At 69.8% G+C, this 15,566-nt stretch carries 14 protein-coding genes; 5 read left to right on the top strand and 9 right to left on the bottom strand.

Annotated features, from left to right (window positions below):
- Positions 1–275: 275 nt before the first annotated feature.
- The 5 genes from ABZW60_RS25815 to ABZW60_RS25795 are packed head-to-tail and all read right to left on the bottom strand — an operon-like array spanning position 276 to position 5,600.
- The gene (locus tag ABZW60_RS25815; RefSeq protein ID WP_355480919.1) at positions 276–638 is read right to left on the bottom strand and encodes a hotdog domain-containing protein; all 363 of its coding nucleotides are present in this window, start codon (positions 636–638) and stop codon (positions 276–278) included.
- A 29-nt stretch (positions 639–667) separates the two neighbouring features.
- Positions 668–1,420 carry an OAM dimerization domain-containing protein gene (locus ABZW60_RS25810; RefSeq protein WP_355480917.1) on the bottom strand — a complete coding sequence of 251 codons (753 nt, stop codon included), beginning with the start codon at positions 1,418–1,420 and terminating at the stop codon, positions 668–670.
- Positions 1,417–2,976, bottom strand: a complete 1,560-nt coding sequence (locus ABZW60_RS25805; RefSeq protein WP_355480915.1) for a lysine 5,6-aminomutase subunit alpha — start codon at positions 2,974–2,976, stop codon at positions 1,417–1,419. Before ABZW60_RS25805 ends, ABZW60_RS25810 begins: the two co-directional genes overlap by 4 nt.
- Complete coding sequence (locus ABZW60_RS25800) at positions 2,976–4,553, bottom strand: amidohydrolase (RefSeq protein ID WP_355480913.1); 1,578 nt, start codon at positions 4,551–4,553, stop codon at positions 2,976–2,978. Before ABZW60_RS25800 ends, ABZW60_RS25805 begins: the two co-directional genes overlap by 1 nt.
- Positions 4,554–4,556: 3 nt before the next feature.
- The gene (locus ABZW60_RS25795) at positions 4,557–5,600 is read right to left on the bottom strand and encodes an L-erythro-3,5-diaminohexanoate dehydrogenase (RefSeq protein ID WP_355480911.1); all 1,044 of its coding nucleotides are present in this window, start codon (positions 5,598–5,600) and stop codon (positions 4,557–4,559) included.
- A 143-nt stretch (positions 5,601–5,743) separates the two neighbouring features.
- Between ABZW60_RS25795 and ABZW60_RS25790 the strand changes: the two genes are divergently transcribed.
- Both ABZW60_RS25790 and ABZW60_RS25785 read left to right on the top strand, forming a co-directional pair.
- Positions 5,744–7,210 (top strand): lysine 2,3-aminomutase, encoded by a 1,467-nt coding sequence (locus ABZW60_RS25790; RefSeq protein ID WP_355480909.1) that lies wholly within the window; start codon positions 5,744–5,746, stop codon positions 7,208–7,210.
- Between the two features lie 114 nt (positions 7,211–7,324).
- Entirely contained in the window at positions 7,325–8,977 is a 1,653-nt protein-coding gene (locus tag ABZW60_RS25785; RefSeq protein WP_355480907.1) for a hypothetical protein, read from the top strand.
- Here the strand turns inward: ABZW60_RS25785 and ABZW60_RS25780 are convergent.
- The 3 genes from ABZW60_RS25780 to ABZW60_RS25770 are packed head-to-tail and all read right to left on the bottom strand — an operon-like array spanning position 8,959 to position 11,290.
- Positions 8,959–9,633: an HAD family hydrolase gene (locus ABZW60_RS25780; RefSeq protein ID WP_355480905.1), complete on the bottom strand. Its 675-nt coding sequence runs from the start codon at positions 9,631–9,633 to the stop codon at positions 8,959–8,961. The two genes, ABZW60_RS25785 and ABZW60_RS25780, sit on opposite strands and share 19 nt — an antisense overlap.
- Positions 9,630–10,070: an AsnC family transcriptional regulator gene (locus ABZW60_RS25775; protein ID WP_355480903.1), complete on the bottom strand. Its 441-nt coding sequence runs from the start codon at positions 10,068–10,070 to the stop codon at positions 9,630–9,632. The genes ABZW60_RS25780 and ABZW60_RS25775 overlap by 4 nt, the downstream gene beginning before the upstream one ends.
- A gap of 38 nt (positions 10,071–10,108) precedes the next feature.
- Positions 10,109–11,290, bottom strand: a complete 1,182-nt coding sequence (locus tag ABZW60_RS25770) for an endonuclease/exonuclease/phosphatase family protein (RefSeq protein ID WP_355480901.1) — start codon at positions 11,288–11,290, stop codon at positions 10,109–10,111.
- A gap of 140 nt (positions 11,291–11,430) precedes the next feature.
- On the opposite strand from ABZW60_RS25770, the gene ABZW60_RS25765 reads away from it, so the two are divergent.
- Genes ABZW60_RS25765 through ABZW60_RS25755 form a run of 3 tightly spaced genes read left to right on the top strand, consistent with a single transcriptional unit; the run spans position 11,431 to position 14,387 of the window.
- Positions 11,431–12,351, top strand: coding sequence for a 5'-3' exonuclease (locus ABZW60_RS25765; protein ID WP_355480899.1), 921 nt, complete (start codon positions 11,431–11,433; stop codon positions 12,349–12,351).
- Entirely contained in the window at positions 12,348–13,544 is a 1,197-nt protein-coding gene (locus tag ABZW60_RS25760; RefSeq protein ID WP_355480898.1) for a M20 family metallopeptidase, read from the top strand. Before ABZW60_RS25765 ends, ABZW60_RS25760 begins: the two co-directional genes overlap by 4 nt.
- Before the next feature lie 48 nt (positions 13,545–13,592).
- Positions 13,593–14,387, top strand: coding sequence for an alpha/beta hydrolase (locus tag ABZW60_RS25755; protein WP_355480896.1), 795 nt, complete (start codon positions 13,593–13,595; stop codon positions 14,385–14,387).
- Here the strand turns inward: ABZW60_RS25755 and ABZW60_RS25750 are convergent.
- Positions 14,324–15,550, bottom strand: coding sequence for an MFS transporter (locus ABZW60_RS25750; RefSeq protein WP_355480894.1), 1,227 nt, complete (start codon positions 15,548–15,550; stop codon positions 14,324–14,326). The two genes, ABZW60_RS25755 and ABZW60_RS25750, sit on opposite strands and share 64 nt — an antisense overlap.
- Positions 15,551–15,566: the final 16 nt, after the last annotated feature.

Below are 15,566 nucleotides of genomic sequence, written 5' to 3'. Positions count from 1 at the left end.
TCTCAGCCCCCGTCGACTCAAGCCTGGCTTTGGCCTGGTCAGCGTCGCGGGATCATCCGGCGGCCGAACTTCATGTGACCGTTGAACAAACGGGATATTGACGACTCCCAAAACGATGCTCGCTGACGGCGACGGTGTCAACCTCTCCCCCGGCTCTTTGAGCCCGTTGTAACACGATCGCCTGCCCTACAAGGAAAAACGAGGATACCTCAGCGAAGTCACGTTACAGAGCCGTGTCGGCACTCCACGTGATCGTTACCCAGGGCAACCAATCGTCACGCAACCGGTACGACGACCGTTCCCCTGGCCCGGGTGATCTCCAGCGGCACGTCGAGCACCTCGGCGGCCGACTCGGACCGGTCCGGGCGGCCGCGGCAGACGACGTACGCGCTGAAATCGAGGTCGCGGCTGCGGTTGCCGACCCGGCTGATCGTCGCCGTCACCTCGACGACGTCACCGGCCCGGAGCGGCTGCAGGAACTGCACGTCGGAGTACGACGCGAACAGGCCCTCGTCACCGTCCGCCTGGATGCACACCTCGGTCGCGACGTCGCCGAACAGGGCGAGCACGTAGGCCCCGTCGACCAGGTTGCCGGCGTAGTGCGCGTGGCTGTACGGAACGTACCGACGATGCGTCACCGTCAGCCCAACAGTTGCCTTTGACACCTTTATGCGCTCTTTCTGTAGGCGTGCCGCTTGGTCACCAGTGCGTCGACGAGATAGCTGGCCACTTCACCCGGCGTCGTGCCGCGACCGAACACCCGGTCGACGCCGAGCTCGCCGGCCATCTGCTCGGTGAAACGGGGGCCGCCGGCAACGAGTACGGGCCGCGCGTCCTCGGCGTACGCCTCCCGGAAGGCCGCCGACATCTCCTTGGTGTTCAGGACGTGCGCCTCGCGCTGGGTGACCACCTGGGAGACCAGGATCGCGTCGGCCTTGTCCGCCTTGGCCCGCCGGACCAGCTCCGGTACGGCGACCTGCGCGCCGAGGTTCACCACCTTCACCTCGCGGTAGTACTCCAGGCCCTTCTCGCCCGCGAAGCCCTTGATGTTCAGGATCGCGTCGATGCCGACCGTGTGCGCGTCGGTGCCGATGCAGGCGCCGACCACGGTGAGGCGGCGGCGCAGGCCCTTGCGGATCGCGAGGTTGACCTCCTTCGGCGAGAGCAGCGGGTAATCGCGCTCGATCACCTCGACCTTCGACGTGTCGACGAGGTGGTTGACCGGGCCGTAGACCACGAAGAACGTGAAGTCGGGGCCGATCGCCTTCGAGTGCACGACCAGCGCCGGGTCCATGCCCATCTTGTTGGCCAGCTGGACCGCCGCGCCCTCGGCCCGCTTGTCGTGCGGGACCGGCAGCGTGAACGACAGCTGCACCATCCCGTCGCCCGTGGTGTCGCCGTACGGCCGGATGATGCTCACTTGCCCTCCTCCAACAATTCGGTCGCCGGGTTGTAGTACTCGGCGGACTTCCGCGCGACGCCGTCGAGGCCGCGGCCGGCGTCCTGCGGCCGCTTCATTAGCCCGAAGGTGCCGTCACCGATGGCGTTCAGCAGGCCGTCGTCGACGATCTCGTCCAGCAGTTCGACCGACTCGGCCAGCACCTGCCGCGCGCGGGTCGCGATGAATCCGTTCGGCTCCGGCCGGAAGTCCTCGTGAAGGTTGCCGGCAGCACCCAATACGTAACGAACGTTCTGCAGCGCCAGGTCCCGGTCCGAGATCCACGGCGTCACGACCGCCTCGGTCATCATGCCGACCAGCAGGATGCCCTGCCCGGTCATCGCGCCGACCAGGTTGAAGAACCCGTCCAGCAGGTAGCCGCGGAACACGTCGCCGGTCATGTGCCGGGTCGGCGGCATCCACTTCAGCGGCGCGTTCGGGAACAGCTGCCGCGCGAGCATCGCGTGCGCCAGCTCGAGCCGGAACGAGTCCGGCAGGTCCGGGTTGATCTCGAACGCGTGCCCGAGCCCGAGCTGCGAGTCCTCGAGCCCCGCCTCCTTGGCGAAGTACTCGTTCAGCAACTGCGAGACCGTCACCGTGTGCGCGGCCTCGACCGCGTCGGCCGTGGTCAGGTAGTTGTCCTCGCCGGTGTTGATGATGATCCCGGCGCGGGCATGGATCTGCCGGCTGAAGCGCTGGTCGACGAACGTCCGGATCGGGTTGATGTCGCGGAACAGGATCCCGTACATCGAGTCGTTCAGCATCATGTCGAGCCGCTCGAGCCCGGCCAGCGTCGCGATCTCCGGCATGCACAGACCGGACGCGTAGTTGGTCAGCCGGACGTAGCGGCCGAGCTCCTTCGACGACTCGTCCAGCGCGGCCCGCATCAGCCGGAAGTTCTCCTGCGTCGCGTACGTCCCGGCGAAGCCCTCGCGGGTCGCGCCCTCGGGCACGTAGTCGAGCAGCGACTGCCCGGTCGACCGGATCACCGCGATGATGTCCGCGCCTTCCCGGGCCGCCGCCTGCGCCTGCGGGATGTCCTCGTAGATGTCGCCGGTGGCGACGATCAGGTAGATCCACGGCCGCTGCTCCGGGTCACCGTGCCGCTTGACCAGCCGGTCCCGCTCCCGCCGCCGGCCGTCGATCCGCTTCAGTCCGGCGGCCGCGACCTTCCGCGCCGCGGACCGGGCCCGGACGGCGTCGCGACCCTCCGGCATCCGGAAGGTGACCGAGCCGGACGCCGCCTTCTGCGCCAGCACGCCCAGATCCTCGGCCTCCCCGCGGAGCAGCGCGTCCCACACCGGCAGCGCGAGCCCGTGTTCGAGCCCGACGTCGGCGCGCACGGTGTCGGCCAGCCGGTTCACCCACGGGATGCCTTCGGTGTCGGCGCCGGTCAGCCCGGCAAGCCGCAGTACCGCCCGCTCGACCGACACCGTGGTGTGCTGTCGGGCCAGGTCGACGATCGGTTTGCCGGCCTTGCGCGCGAGGCTGCGCGCCTTCCGGACGGTGACCGGATCGAGGTCGAGCTTCTTCGGCATCACAATCCCTCGGCTTGATAGACGACACGGCCGCCGACGACCGTGCGCACGCAGGTGGGTGTTCCCTGGTTCAGATCCGGCAGGACCGGTACGCCGGCCCGCGGGTCCGTCGACCACGCGGCGACCCGCTGGTCGGGCGTCTGCACGACGAGGTCCGCGTCGCTCTCCCAGATCGCGTACGTCGCGGCGGTGCTCGGCGCGAGCACACCGGCGTCGTCGATTCCCACGGCCCGCCAGCCGCCCCGCGTGTGCGCCTGGAACGCGGCCCGGACGGTGATCCGCTCGGACTCCTCGTGGTGGAACGCGGCCGCGCGGACGGCGTCCCAGCCGCCCAGCTCGGTCACCGGGGCGTCCGACCCGAAGGCCAGCACGACGCCTGCGCGGGCCAGCGAACCGAACGGGTTCATCCCCCGCCACCGGTCGCCGACGCGGGCGGCGTACATCCCGTCCGGACCGCCCCAGTGGCCGTCGAACATCGGCTGCACGCTCGCCACCACGCCACAGCGGGCGAGAACGGCGATCGTTGCCTCGTCGACCATTTCGACGTGCTCGAGCCGGTGCCGGGCCGCGACCAGCGCCTGGACACCGACCTTCTCGGCGGCCAGCTCGAACCCGCGGGCGATGTTGTCGAGCGCCTGGTCGCCGATGCAGTGGAAGCCGGCCTGCACGTTGCGCTCGGTGCAGGCGATCACGTGCTCGGCGATCTGCTCCGCCGTCAGGTACGCGTGGCCGCGGGTGTCGGCGCGATCGGCGTACGGCTCCCGCAACGCGGCTGTGCGCGAGCCGAGGGCCCCGTCCGCGTTGAGGTCACCGGCGAGCCCGGCGAGGTCGTACGTGCCGATGTGCTCGAAGGCGCCGGGCTCACCCCAGTACAGCGTCGCCGAGAGCCCGACCTCTTCCGCCACCTCTCGCACCAGCGGCAACTCCCAGAGCGGTCCGATGTGCGGAGCCGCCATCTCGTGGAACGCGCCGATCCCCTTCGCGGCCATCGCCCGCAGCGCGGCGCGGATCTCCTGTCGCCGCTGCTCAGGACCCACCAGCTCGCTCAAGGCGTCGCGGACCAGGTGATTGGCGTGCCGCTCGACGCGCCCGCTGTCGTCGAAGCCCTCGCCGCGCGCGACGTCGAACAGCGCGGACGAGACCACGCCCGAGTGCCCGTCCACGCGGGACACGTACACGCGACGCCCGCCTGCCGCCGCGTCCAGTTCCTGCGCCGTCGGAGCGCGGCCCTCCGGCCACTTCGTCTCGTCCCACCCGGCGCTGTCGATCACCGCGTCCGCGGGCAGGTCCGCCGCGTAGGCCGCCAGCTTGTCGAGGGCGTCCGTCAACGACGTCGTACCGGCCAGGTCGAGGCCGGTGAGCACGGCGCCCGTTCCGGCCGTGTGGACGTGGGCGTCCACGAACGCCGGCGTAACCAGCTTGCCGTCCAGGTCGATGACCTCGTCGGCGCCGTCGGCGTACGAGCTCGCGCCGGTGTCGTCACCGAGCCACGTCACCACCCCGTCGTCGAAGGCGATCGCGGTGGCGTGGGGGTCGGCGGGCGAGTAGACGGAGCCGTTCGTCAGAAGTGTGCGCACGGCCTAATCCTCCGCCAGCCTGCTCTCGAACAGACCACGGACACCCGGCTCGGTCCGCAACAGCTCCATCGCGTAGTCCGCGTGGCCCGGGACGTACCCGTTCCCGACCAGCATCGTGACGTCCGCGGCCAGCCCTTCGGCGCCGAGCGCGGCCGCCGAGAACGACGTCGCCATCGAGAAGAAGATCACCGTGCCGCCGGCCGCTGTCGACAGGACGGCTCCGTGCTCGCAGCCCGGGACGTCCACGCACACGACCGTGATGTCCGCCGGTCCCCCGGCGTTCTCGACGGCCTGCGCGAGCGCCACCGGATCGCGGGCGTCGGCCAGCGCCACGACGTCGGCCAGACCGGCCTCGGTCAGCCGGTCGTGCTCGGCCTGGAACGGCACGACCCCGATCGTGCGCGCCGCACCCGCGGCCCGCGCCGCGGCCAGCGACAGTGACCCGGACTTACCTGCGCCGCCAATTACTGACACGACAGGCTTTATGCCTTTGTCGACATACGAGCCGACCACGCGGGCGGTCAGGGCAGGCGCTCCGCACACGTCCATGACGGCCAGTGACAGCTCGGGCTTCAGGTCGTCGGGCAGCTTCGCGACGATCGACCGGGCGAACAGGATCGCGTGACCCTGTGCCGGCACCTGCTCACTCCTGCCGTCCCAGTCCCGCAGCCCGTCGGTGATCTGCAGCGGGGTCAGCGTCAGCGAGACCAGCGTCGCGACCCGGTCGCCCTCGCGGACCCCGAGCGGCGAGTCCGGACCGGCCTCGTCGACCACACCGACGAGCATCCCGCCGGAGCCGGTAACTGGGTTCTGCATCTTGCCGCGGGTCTCGACGATGTCCAGGACCGCACGCCGGATCGCCGCACCGTCGCCGCCGTGCGCCTCGGCCAGCTGGCGGTACGACGCGGCGTCCAGGTTCAGGCGCTCGACCGCGATGCGGACCTCGTCGGGCCAGATGCCGGGACGCGCGTCGAGTTTCTCCGCCGCCTGCGGCAACACGCCGGACGGCGCGAGTACGCGGTGCAGTCCTACCGGGCTCGATGACACTGGTCCTCCTCTGTGCGGTCGGGCAAAATACTACTCACAGCGTGCCGTGACGGGAATTCTTACGGCGTACTGTTGGATCTGAGGGAAGTTCTATCGCTATCCTCACATCAGACCGCATTCCCCCACGTCCCCGCGGAGGACCTGTGACCGACCTGATCACCCCGGAGCTGGCGCCCTCGGAGCAGCCTGGCGACGGTCAGCCCTACCTCTACCGGCGCACCGAGCTGGTCGAACCGGACTGGACGCGGCTGCCCGGCTGGAAGGACGTCACGGCCGAGGAGTGGCGCTCGGTGCAGTGGCAGCGGTCGCACTGCGTCAAGAACGTCAAGCAGCTGCGTGAGGTGATGGGCGACCTGCTCGAGGAGCGGTTCTACGAGGACCTCACCCGCGACCAGGCCGAGCGCGCGACGATGTCGATGCTGCTGCCGCCGCAGATGCTGAACACGATCGTTCCCACGGGCGCCTCCGACTACACCGAGGCGTTCTACGCCGACCCTGTCCGCCGCTACATGCTGCCGGTGTTCAGTGACCGCCGTACTGACTGGCCGTCGCACCCGCATGCGACCCGGGACTCGCTGCACGAGCACGAGATGTGGGCCACGGAGGGGTTGACCCACCGCTACCCGACCAAGGTCCTCGCGGAGATCCTGCCGACCTGCCCGCAGTACTGCGGTCACTGCACCCGGATGGACCTGGTCGGGAACTCGACGCCGGTCATCGACAAGCTGAAGTTCGTGGCGAAGCCGCAGACCCGGCTGGACGACATGCTCGACTACCTGCGCCGTACGCCGGGGGTCCGGGACGTCGTCGTCTCCGGCGGCGATGTGGCGAACATGCCCTGGCCGCGGCTGGAGGCGTTCCTGAACAGCCTGCTGGAGATCGAGAACATCCGCGACATCCGGCTCGCCACCAAGGCGCTGATGGGCATGCCGCAGCACTGGCTGTCCTCCGACGTGCTGTCAGGTGTGGAACGCGTCGCGTCGGTGGCGCGCAGCCGCGGTGTGATGCTCGCGATGCACACGCATGTGAACGCCGCACAGTCCGTGACCCCGTTGGTCGCCGAGGCGTCGAAGGCGATGCTCGAGGCCGGCCTGCGCGACGTCCGGAACCAGGGCGTCCTGATGCGCGGCGTCAACGACTCGATCCCGCAGCTGCTCGACCTGTGCTTCGCGTTGCTCGACGGCGCGAACATCACGCCGTACTACTTCTACATGTGCGACATGATCCCGTTCTCGGAGCATTGGCGGGTCTCGGTCCGCGACGCGCAGCACCTGCAGCACGGCATCCTCGGCTACCTGCCCGGCTTCGCGACACCGCGAATCGTCTGCGACGTGCCGTACGTCGGGAAGCGCTGGGTGCACCAGCTGTCGGAGTACGACGAGGTGCGCGGCATCTCGTACTGGAAGAAGAACTACCGCACCGGCATCGAGCAGCAGGACCCCGAGGCGCTCAACCGCACCTACGAGTACTACGACCCGATCGACACCCTCCCCCGCGAGGGCCAGGACTGGTGGACCCAACACGCCGGCGACCACCTCGCCGAAGCCGAACAACGCGCCGCCGCCTCCCGCGCCGCCGCCGAGTCCCAGAAACTCCTGGAAATCAACTAACCCCGATCAGTCTTCGGTGCCACCGCAGGGGGCGGCACCGAAGACTTTTGCAACTTCGTGCAACTCTCCCAGCGTGACCCGTTGGATGCGCTCGGCAACCGCTAGCATCGCGGGGTGATTCGCAAGGTTGCCGGCGTACTGCTCGCTTTGGCTGGGCTGATTGTTGCTGTCGTCGGCGGCGTGGCCGCATTCTGGCTGATCGGGCCGGATGACACGGTGCATTCGGGCGAGCAATCGTTGAGCAGCAAGGGACTGGCGATCGCGACCACGCCAGAACTGCTGGACCGCCACGGCCCGGTGCTGCACGTCGACGTACGGTCGGCGAAGGACGAGCCAGTGTTCGTCGGAGTCGGCCGCGACTTCGACGTCGCCAGCTACCTCAACGGCACCGCGCACACGAAGCTCGTCCAGGTCCAGTTCCCGATCGCGCTGTCCACCGAGGACTCCAAAGGGACCGCCGGTCCTCTCGCCGCACCCGCCGCGCTCGACTGGTGGGTCGCCAAGGCGAGCGGCGCCGGCCGCCAGTCGATCGCCTGGCCCATCGAGGACGGCCCGTACGACCTCGTCGTCATGAACGCCGACGGCAAGACCGCCCCTGACGTCCGCGCCGACCTCGGCATCGAGATCCCGAAGGCATTCCTGACCGCCCTCGCCGTCTTCGTTGTGGGCATCGTGCTCCTTGCCTTGGGCATCCTCCTCGTCCTGCTCCGCCGCCGCCCGGCGAACCCCCAGGCTCGACAGATCACCTCATCGCCCAACGCACCCACCAGCCCGCCTGTGCAGGGCGGGGTGCGACGGGTTGTGGCGCTCACGGTCGTGGCCGGTCTGCTGACCGGATGCTCCGCGATCCCACAGCCGGACACCGTGACGACGCTGACCCGCCCGGCCATCAGTGACGAGGGCGCGGCAGCGGCCATCAAGCGGTACGACGAGGTCAGCAACGCGGCCGCGAAGCGTCGCGACGAAAAGCTGATCGCGGGTGTCGAGGCCGGGGACGAGCTCCGCCTGACACAGGCCGGCTATCGCATCAGCAGGGTGCTGGACAAAACGGCGAAGGACATCCCCGGCCCGACGACCCACGTGAAGCCGAGCCTCGGCGTGCCGACGTTCGGCGGCTATCCCATGCGGTTCGTCGCCTCGGCCGGCATGTCGGCGTACAAGGACTACCAGGTGCTCGATCTTTGGGAACGCAAGTCCGCGGGTGATCCCTGGCTCGTGACCCACCAGGTCACCCCGGAGAAGAAGGTCAAGCTCCCGCCGCTCAAGGGCTTGCGTCCGCTCACAGCCGCGGACGGCGCGAAGCTCGCAGCCTCACCGGAAGCCGCAGGAAAGGCACTCGCCGGATACTTGAACGCCGGCACCAAGTCATCACACGTCGCCCTCTTCGCCCCGTCCCCGGACATCACCAGCGTCCTCAACGAGCTCGCCGCCGCCAGGACGAACCTGTCCAGGGATCCGAAGTCGTACCGCGCTGTCATCGACACCTTCACCCTGAGCGGCACTCCGGCCGCGTTCCTGACAACCTCCGGCGAGGCGCTGGTCTTTCTGTCGCTGACCGAGGAGTTTCAGGTCCAGGTCGGTCCGGACATCGCGATCTCCTGGGGCCCGGGGAGTCGCGCATCCGCGTTCAGCCCGCCCACCAGGGAGTACGACAGTGCTCTGACCAGCACCGTCCTCCATCAGTTCGCTCTGGCCGTTCCGCGGAGAGGCGGCAAGATTCGGGTGCTTGCCGCGAACGACGACGTCGTTCAGGCCGGCGGCTTCTGAACCAGGTAGCTGGTCAGCTCGGCGAAGGTCTGGATGGTGGGGCCTTGCCAGGTTGGGGCGCTGTTGGCGTGTTCGAGGGTGCGGATGGCGTGCATGCCTAGGGCGGTGGCGGCGGGGAGTTCGTTGTCGTTGCCGTCGCCTACGTAGAGGCAGTCACCGGGGTCGGCGCCTAGGGCCGTGCAGGCGGCTTTGTAGATGGCTGGTTCGGGCTTGGCGGTTCCTAGTTCGGCTGAGAATGCCGTGGCGTCGAAGTACTGGGCCAGTGGGCTGGTCGGCCACTGGAGCTGAGTCTCTGCGGTGATGTTGCTGACCAGCCCGATGCGCCAGCCTGCGGACTTGAAGGCGGCCAGGGTGTCCAGGGTCGCCGCCGGCACCCTTGTGAGCAGCTGTTGCGCCAAGGCGCGTCGCAAGCTCGTTGCCTCTTCCACCTGTTCGTCGGTCGGCGCGCCCCCGCAGCGCTCGGCGATGACGCGCAACGTGCTCGGGAGATCGCCGTACGCCCCGATGAACCGCTCGTACGAACACGCGTCGAACGCCCGCTGGAACGCCGCACCGTCGACGCCGAGCACCGCGCCCATCCGCGCGTTGACCGCGTCCCGCTCGGCGTCCCCGCCGAAGACCAGCGTGCTGAACAGATCGCTGAGCAGGACCGTCACAGGGCCGGCGGACGACGCTCGTACGGCGTGCTCAGCACGATCGTCGTGGTCGTGGACACGTTCGCGCGGGCCCGAATGACGGCCAGCAGGTTCTCCAGCGCGGCCGGGGACGCGACCCGGACCACCAGGATGTAGCTGGAGTCGCCGGCCACCGAGTAGCAGGACTCGATCTCGCGGACGTCGCGGAGCCGCTCCGGCGAGTCGTCGGCCTGGGACGGGTCGATCGGCCGGATCGCGATCAGCGCGGTCAACGGCAGGTCCAGCGCCGTGTGGTCGACGGTCGCGGCGTACCCCTGGATGATGCCGCGCTGCTCGAGCCGCTTCACCCGCTGGTGGACGGCCGAGGTCGACAGGCCGGTCGCCTTGCCCAGGTCGGTGAAGCTCATCCTGCCGTCGGACGCGAGCAGGCCGACGATCTTGCGGTCCAGGTCCTCCATCCTGAAGACACTACTTGAGGAGACGCTCCAGCCGCTCGTCATCTCGCGACGGTGAGCGCGACTCCGGCGTGGTCGGACGGCCACAGTCCGGTGGCCGGGTCCTTCGCGGAGCTGTCCGCGCCGGTCACCTCGCCCGCGATCACCCGGACCTGCTCACCGGGTGCGGGGCGGGCGAAGATCATGTCGATCCGGTGGTCGAAGGACGGCGGCGCCGGCTCGTCGACGGTCTCGTTGAGGCCGGAGGTCCACCCCTGGTTCGCCGGTCGCCAGGTGAGCCAGAGGTCGGTGAAACCTCCCGGGCCGGTGATGTACTCGTACGGCGCCTTGTGCGGGACATGGTCCTGCGGCTTCACCGAGCTGTTCAGCGGGTCGGAGTTGCAGTCGCAGCCAATGATCGTCGTCCGGCCGCGATCGGCTGCCGGCCCGGCGAGCAACTCCCGGGCCTGGGCCAGCGCCAGGTCGGAGCTGAACGCTTCCAGGTGCGTGTTGACGAAGCGGAACGGCCGCCCGGAGCCGTGCGCGACGTCCACCCAGTTGTAGCCGCGGACGAACGACGCCGGCAGCCCGGCGACGGAGAGGACGAGCTTGGCGTCGTACTGACCGCTGCCCGAGTCGAGGACCCGCAGGTTGCTGGACGCCCGCAGCAGGATCACGTCGCGGACAGTGAGCCGCACGTCCCGCCCGTCGGTCGCCGTCCCGGTGAACGGGTTGCCGACGAAGGACGGCGCCTCCACGTCGGACTCCTGCTGCACGACGACCGCCTTGTACGGAACGCCCGTACGCCGCAGGTCCTGGAGCAGGATCGCCAGGAAGTCGTAGTCGACCTCTGTGGCGTTCAGCGCCCCGGGGGTCCCGGACCCCGGCAGCTCCAGCGGCCCGTGCCGCCACAGCGCGACCTCCTGGAGGCCGATCAGATCCGGCTTCGCCGCAGAGATCTCCCGCGCGAGCAGCTGACTGCGCCGCGGGAAGTTCGTCTGGTCCACGATCGCCCGGGTGAGGTGGTTCGCGTTCCCGAGCGCGACGAACGCGGCCGCACCGGTCAGCCCGGCGGTGGCCTCGATCGGCCGCTGGATGTCCGCGCCGAGATACAGGTTGCGCGTCATCACTGTCACTGGCTTGTCCACCTTCGCCGCCGCCGGCACCGCGTGCAGCGGCACGGCGAGCACCCCGAGCACCGTCCCGAGCACTACCGCGAGCCTGCAGAACCACGACCGAAGCATCCGGATCCCCTCCCCTGGGTCGGTACCGATCCTTGGTCTACCACGCTCGGGTGGCAAGGGCTTGTGCGTCGCGGCCTGTCGGCGGCTTGTGAAAACATCACCCCATGCCAGTACCAGATTCAGCAACAGGACAGCGCCTGATGCTGCTCGACACCGCGTCGTTGTACTTCCGTGCGTTCTTCGGCGTGCCCGACACGATGAAGGCGGCCGACGGTACGCCGACGAACGCGATCCGCGGGCTGCTCGACTTCATCGCGCGGCTGACCGAGAACCACAAGCCGACCCACATGGTCGCCTGCTGGGACGACAACTGGCGGCCGTCCTGGCGAGTCGCGCTGATCCCGTCGTACAAGGCGCAGCGGGTCGAGTTCGTGACGCCGAAGGGCGAGCAGGTCGAGGACGTGCCGGACCGCCTGGAGGTCCAGGTGCCGTACATCCGGGCCTGCCTGGAGGCGATCGGGATCGCCGTCGTCGGCGCGCCGGACCACGAGGCCGACGACGTGATCGGCACGCTCTCGCACCAGGCGACGATGCCGGTCGACGTCGTCACCGGCGACCGCGACCTGTTCCAGCTGATCGACGACAGCCGCGGCGTCCGGGTCGTCTATACGGCCGCTCGCGGTGTCGGCCGCGCCGATGTGTACGACGAGAAGGCGCTGCTCGCGAAGTACGAGATCCCCGCCCAGCGGTACGCCGATTTCGCCACGCTCCGCGGTGACGCGTCGGACGGCCTGCCCGGCGTGAAGGGCATCGGCGAGAAGACCGCCGCCGCGCTCGTCACGGCGTACGGCGATCTGGACGCTATCCGCGCCGCGGCCGCCGACCCCAGCACGCCGATGGCGCCCGGGGTGAAGAAGAAGATCCTCGCGGACAGCGACTACCTCGACGTCGCGCCCACGGTGGTCGCGGTCGCCAAGGACGCGCCGGTCGGGACGTACGACGCGACCCTGCCGCGCGAGATCAAGGACCCGGAGCGCTGGCTGGACCTCGTCGAGCTGCTCGAGCTCGGCAGCAGCGCCCAACGCGTGATGGCCGCGCTCGACCTGGGCCCGAAAGCATGAGGACGCGCGAGCTGGCGGAGCAGTTCCGCGAAGAGATCGTCACGCTGCGCCGGGCGCTGCACGAGGTCCCGGAGTACGACCTGGATCTGCCCAAGACGCAGCAGCTGATCCTGGATGCGCTCGACGGTCTGCCGCTGGAGATCACGCTCGGCAAGGAGCTGTCGTCGGTGACCGCCGTACTGCGCGGCGGTGCCGGGCCCGGTCCCGTGGTGCTGCTGCGCGGTGACATGGACGCGCTCCCGGTCACCGAGCGGACCGACGTGCCGTTCGCGTCCCAGCATCCCGGGATGATGCACGCCTGCGGCCACGACCTGCACGTTGCGGGCCTGGTCGGTGCCGCGAAGGTGCTGTCGGCGCTGCGGGACGAGCTACCGGGTGACGTGGTGTTCATGTTCCAGCCGGGCGAGGAGACGTCCGGCGGCGCACCGATCATGATCCGCGAGGGCGTGCTCGACGCGGCGGGCCGGCGCGCGGACGCGGCGTACGGGCTGCATGTCGGGTCGTCCTCGGAGCCGTTGGGGATGTGGAGCAGCCGGCCCGGCTCGTTCATGGCGGCGGCCGACCAGTTGCACGTCCGCGTGATCGGCTCGGGCACGCATGGCTCGACGCCGTACCGCGGCAAGGACCCGATCCCGGTGCTGTGTGAGATCGTGACCGCGTTGCAGACCATGGTCACGCGCCAGGTCGACGTGTTCGACCCGACCGTGATCACGGTCGGCCGGATCGCGGGCGGCACGAAGGAGAACATCATCCCGGACGACGCGTTCTTCGACGCGACCGTGCGGACGTTCTCCGAGGCGACGCGCGCCAAGGTCCAGGAGGCGTCGATCCGCCTGGTCGAGGGGCTCGCGGCGGCGCACGGCCTGCAGGTCGAGGCCGAGTACCAGATCGGCTACCCGGTGACGGTCAACAACGAGGCCGAGTTCGACTTCGCCCGCGAGACCATCGTGGACGTGTTCGGCGCCGACCGGTTCCGCGAGCGCCCCAATCCGCGCTGCGGCGCGGAGGACTTCTCCTACGTGCTGCAGGAGGTCCCCGGCGTGTACCTCAACCTGAGCGCCTGCGCCTCGGCCGATCCGGACGCGGCGCCCGACAACCACTCCCCGTTGGCCAACTTCGACGACTCGGTCCTGCCCGACGGGGCCGCCCTGCTCGCCGAGCTCGCTGTCCGGCGCCTCCACCGGGCCGGCTAGGGAGAATTCCCGATAGGCGGGCAGTCCGCGCTGCAGCAGACTGCCCGCATGCCCTTCGTCAACGTTCCCGACGGTTACCTGTACTTCGAGCAGCACGGTGACGGCCCGGACGTCGTCCTGCTGAACGGCGGCCTGGCCGACGTCCGCCTGTGGTCGTCGACGGTGGCCTGGCTCGCCGGGACCCACCGCGTCACCACCTGGGACTACCGCGACACCGGTCTGTCGTCACCGGCCGAGCGCGCGTACGACGAGATCGCCGACCTGGCCGCCGTGCTCGACGCGGCCGGGATCGAGCGTGCCGTGCTGATCGGGGTGTCCGACGGTGGGCGGCGCGCGCTCGGGTTCGCGCACCGGCATCCCGATCGGGTCGCGCAGCTGTGTGTCGTGGGCGGTTCGTTCGGCGAGTTCCCCGACCCGACACCGGCCGAGGCGGCGGCCCGGGTCGTGATGCGCGCCCACTTCGCCCGGCACGCCGAGGTCCTCGAGACCGGCGGTATCCCGGCTGCCGCCGAGCACGACGTCCGAGGCTGGTGCCCGGCCGTCCGCGGCGACGACCGGCGGCTGCTCGTCGGCCTCGAGATCGCGAACTCGCGCGTGATGACGATGCCGGTCCACCACGGCGTCGAACTCGATCCGCCCGTCAAACACCGCTTCACCGAACTGACCACGCCGATCTCGGTCCTGATCGGCGGCCGCGACTTCGACGGCACGCAGCTGTGGGGGCGGCGGCTGGCCGCGCAAGCACCGCACGCCGAACTGACCGTGCTGCCGGAGGCCGATCACATGCCGATGTTCTCGGCGTCCGACGGGTTCCGGGAGTTCGTCACCCGCGTACTGGCCTGATTCCGCAACGCCAGCGCGGTGAGTAGGACGCCGAGGACGGTGGTGGCCGCGGCGACGACGTAGATCGCGGGCAGGCCGGGGCCGGCGACAACACGGCCGCCCAGCCAGCCGGCGAAGGCCGCCGCGACCTGGTACGCCGAGGCGTTCACCGCGATCGCCAGCGTCGGGGCCGCGGCGGCCGTCGTCAGGACCCTGGCCTGCATGCCGGGGATCACGGAGAAGCCGACCGCGCCGAGCGCGAAGATCAGTACGCCGGTGAGTGTCGCGCTCGGGCTCAGCCGCAGGGCAAGGAGCAGGACGACGAGAAGGGCGAGCGCGCCGAGCTGAGACGGGAGCAGCGCGCGGTCCGCCAGGCGGCCGCCGACCAGGTTGCCGATCGTCGCGCCGACGCCGTACACCAGCAGCATCGGAGCGACGGCCGCGGCCGGGAACGACGCGGGACCTGTCAGGAGCGGCGCGAGGTAGGTGAACACCATCAGTACGCCGATGTTGGCGACGGCGGTGATGGTGATGGCGAGAAGCAGCTCGCGGCTCCGGAACACGGTGAACTCCCCCAGCGCACCGGTACGCACGCCGGGCCGGTCGCCGGGGTCGTCGGATACGAAGCGTGCGACGAGCAGCAGGCCGGCGGCGCAGCAGGCCGTGATCGCCGCGAACGTCGTACGCCAGCCGAAGGCCTCGCCGATCCAGGTGCCGAGCGGGGCGCCGAGGATCATCGCCAGGTTCATGCCGAAGGCAAGTTTCGCGACGGTCGACGCCTTCTTCTCCGGCGGCGCGGTGGTGGTGGCGATCACGATCGCGTTGGCGAAGAACGTCGAGGTGACCAGCGCCGTCACCACCCGGGCCGCGAACAGCACGCCGTACCCGGGGGCGATCGTGGACAGCAGGTTCCCGGTCACCGCGACCGCCAGCAGGGCGAGCACGAGAGGCTTACGCGGCCGGCCGGCGGTGATTGCCGTCAGCAACGGGCCGCCGACGATCATCCCCAGCGCGTACGCCGTGACGAGCAGGCCCGCCGCCGGTACCGAGACCCCGAGGTCCCCCGCCACGGCCGGCAGGATGCCCGCCACCACGAACTCCCCGGTCGTCACGCCGAACACACACACACCAGCAACGCCGTCAGCTTCATCGACTTCCTCACGGATATGTAGCGAATGATCCATGAGAACCGTAGATCGT

Origin of the sequence: Kribbella sp. NPDC003557 (assembly GCF_040610805.1) — a bacterium.
Taxonomy (GTDB): Bacteria; Actinomycetota; Actinomycetes; order Propionibacteriales; family Kribbellaceae; genus Kribbella.
Note: the sequence above shows the minus strand (reverse complement) of the source record. Positions and strands in the feature narration are given on the sequence as shown.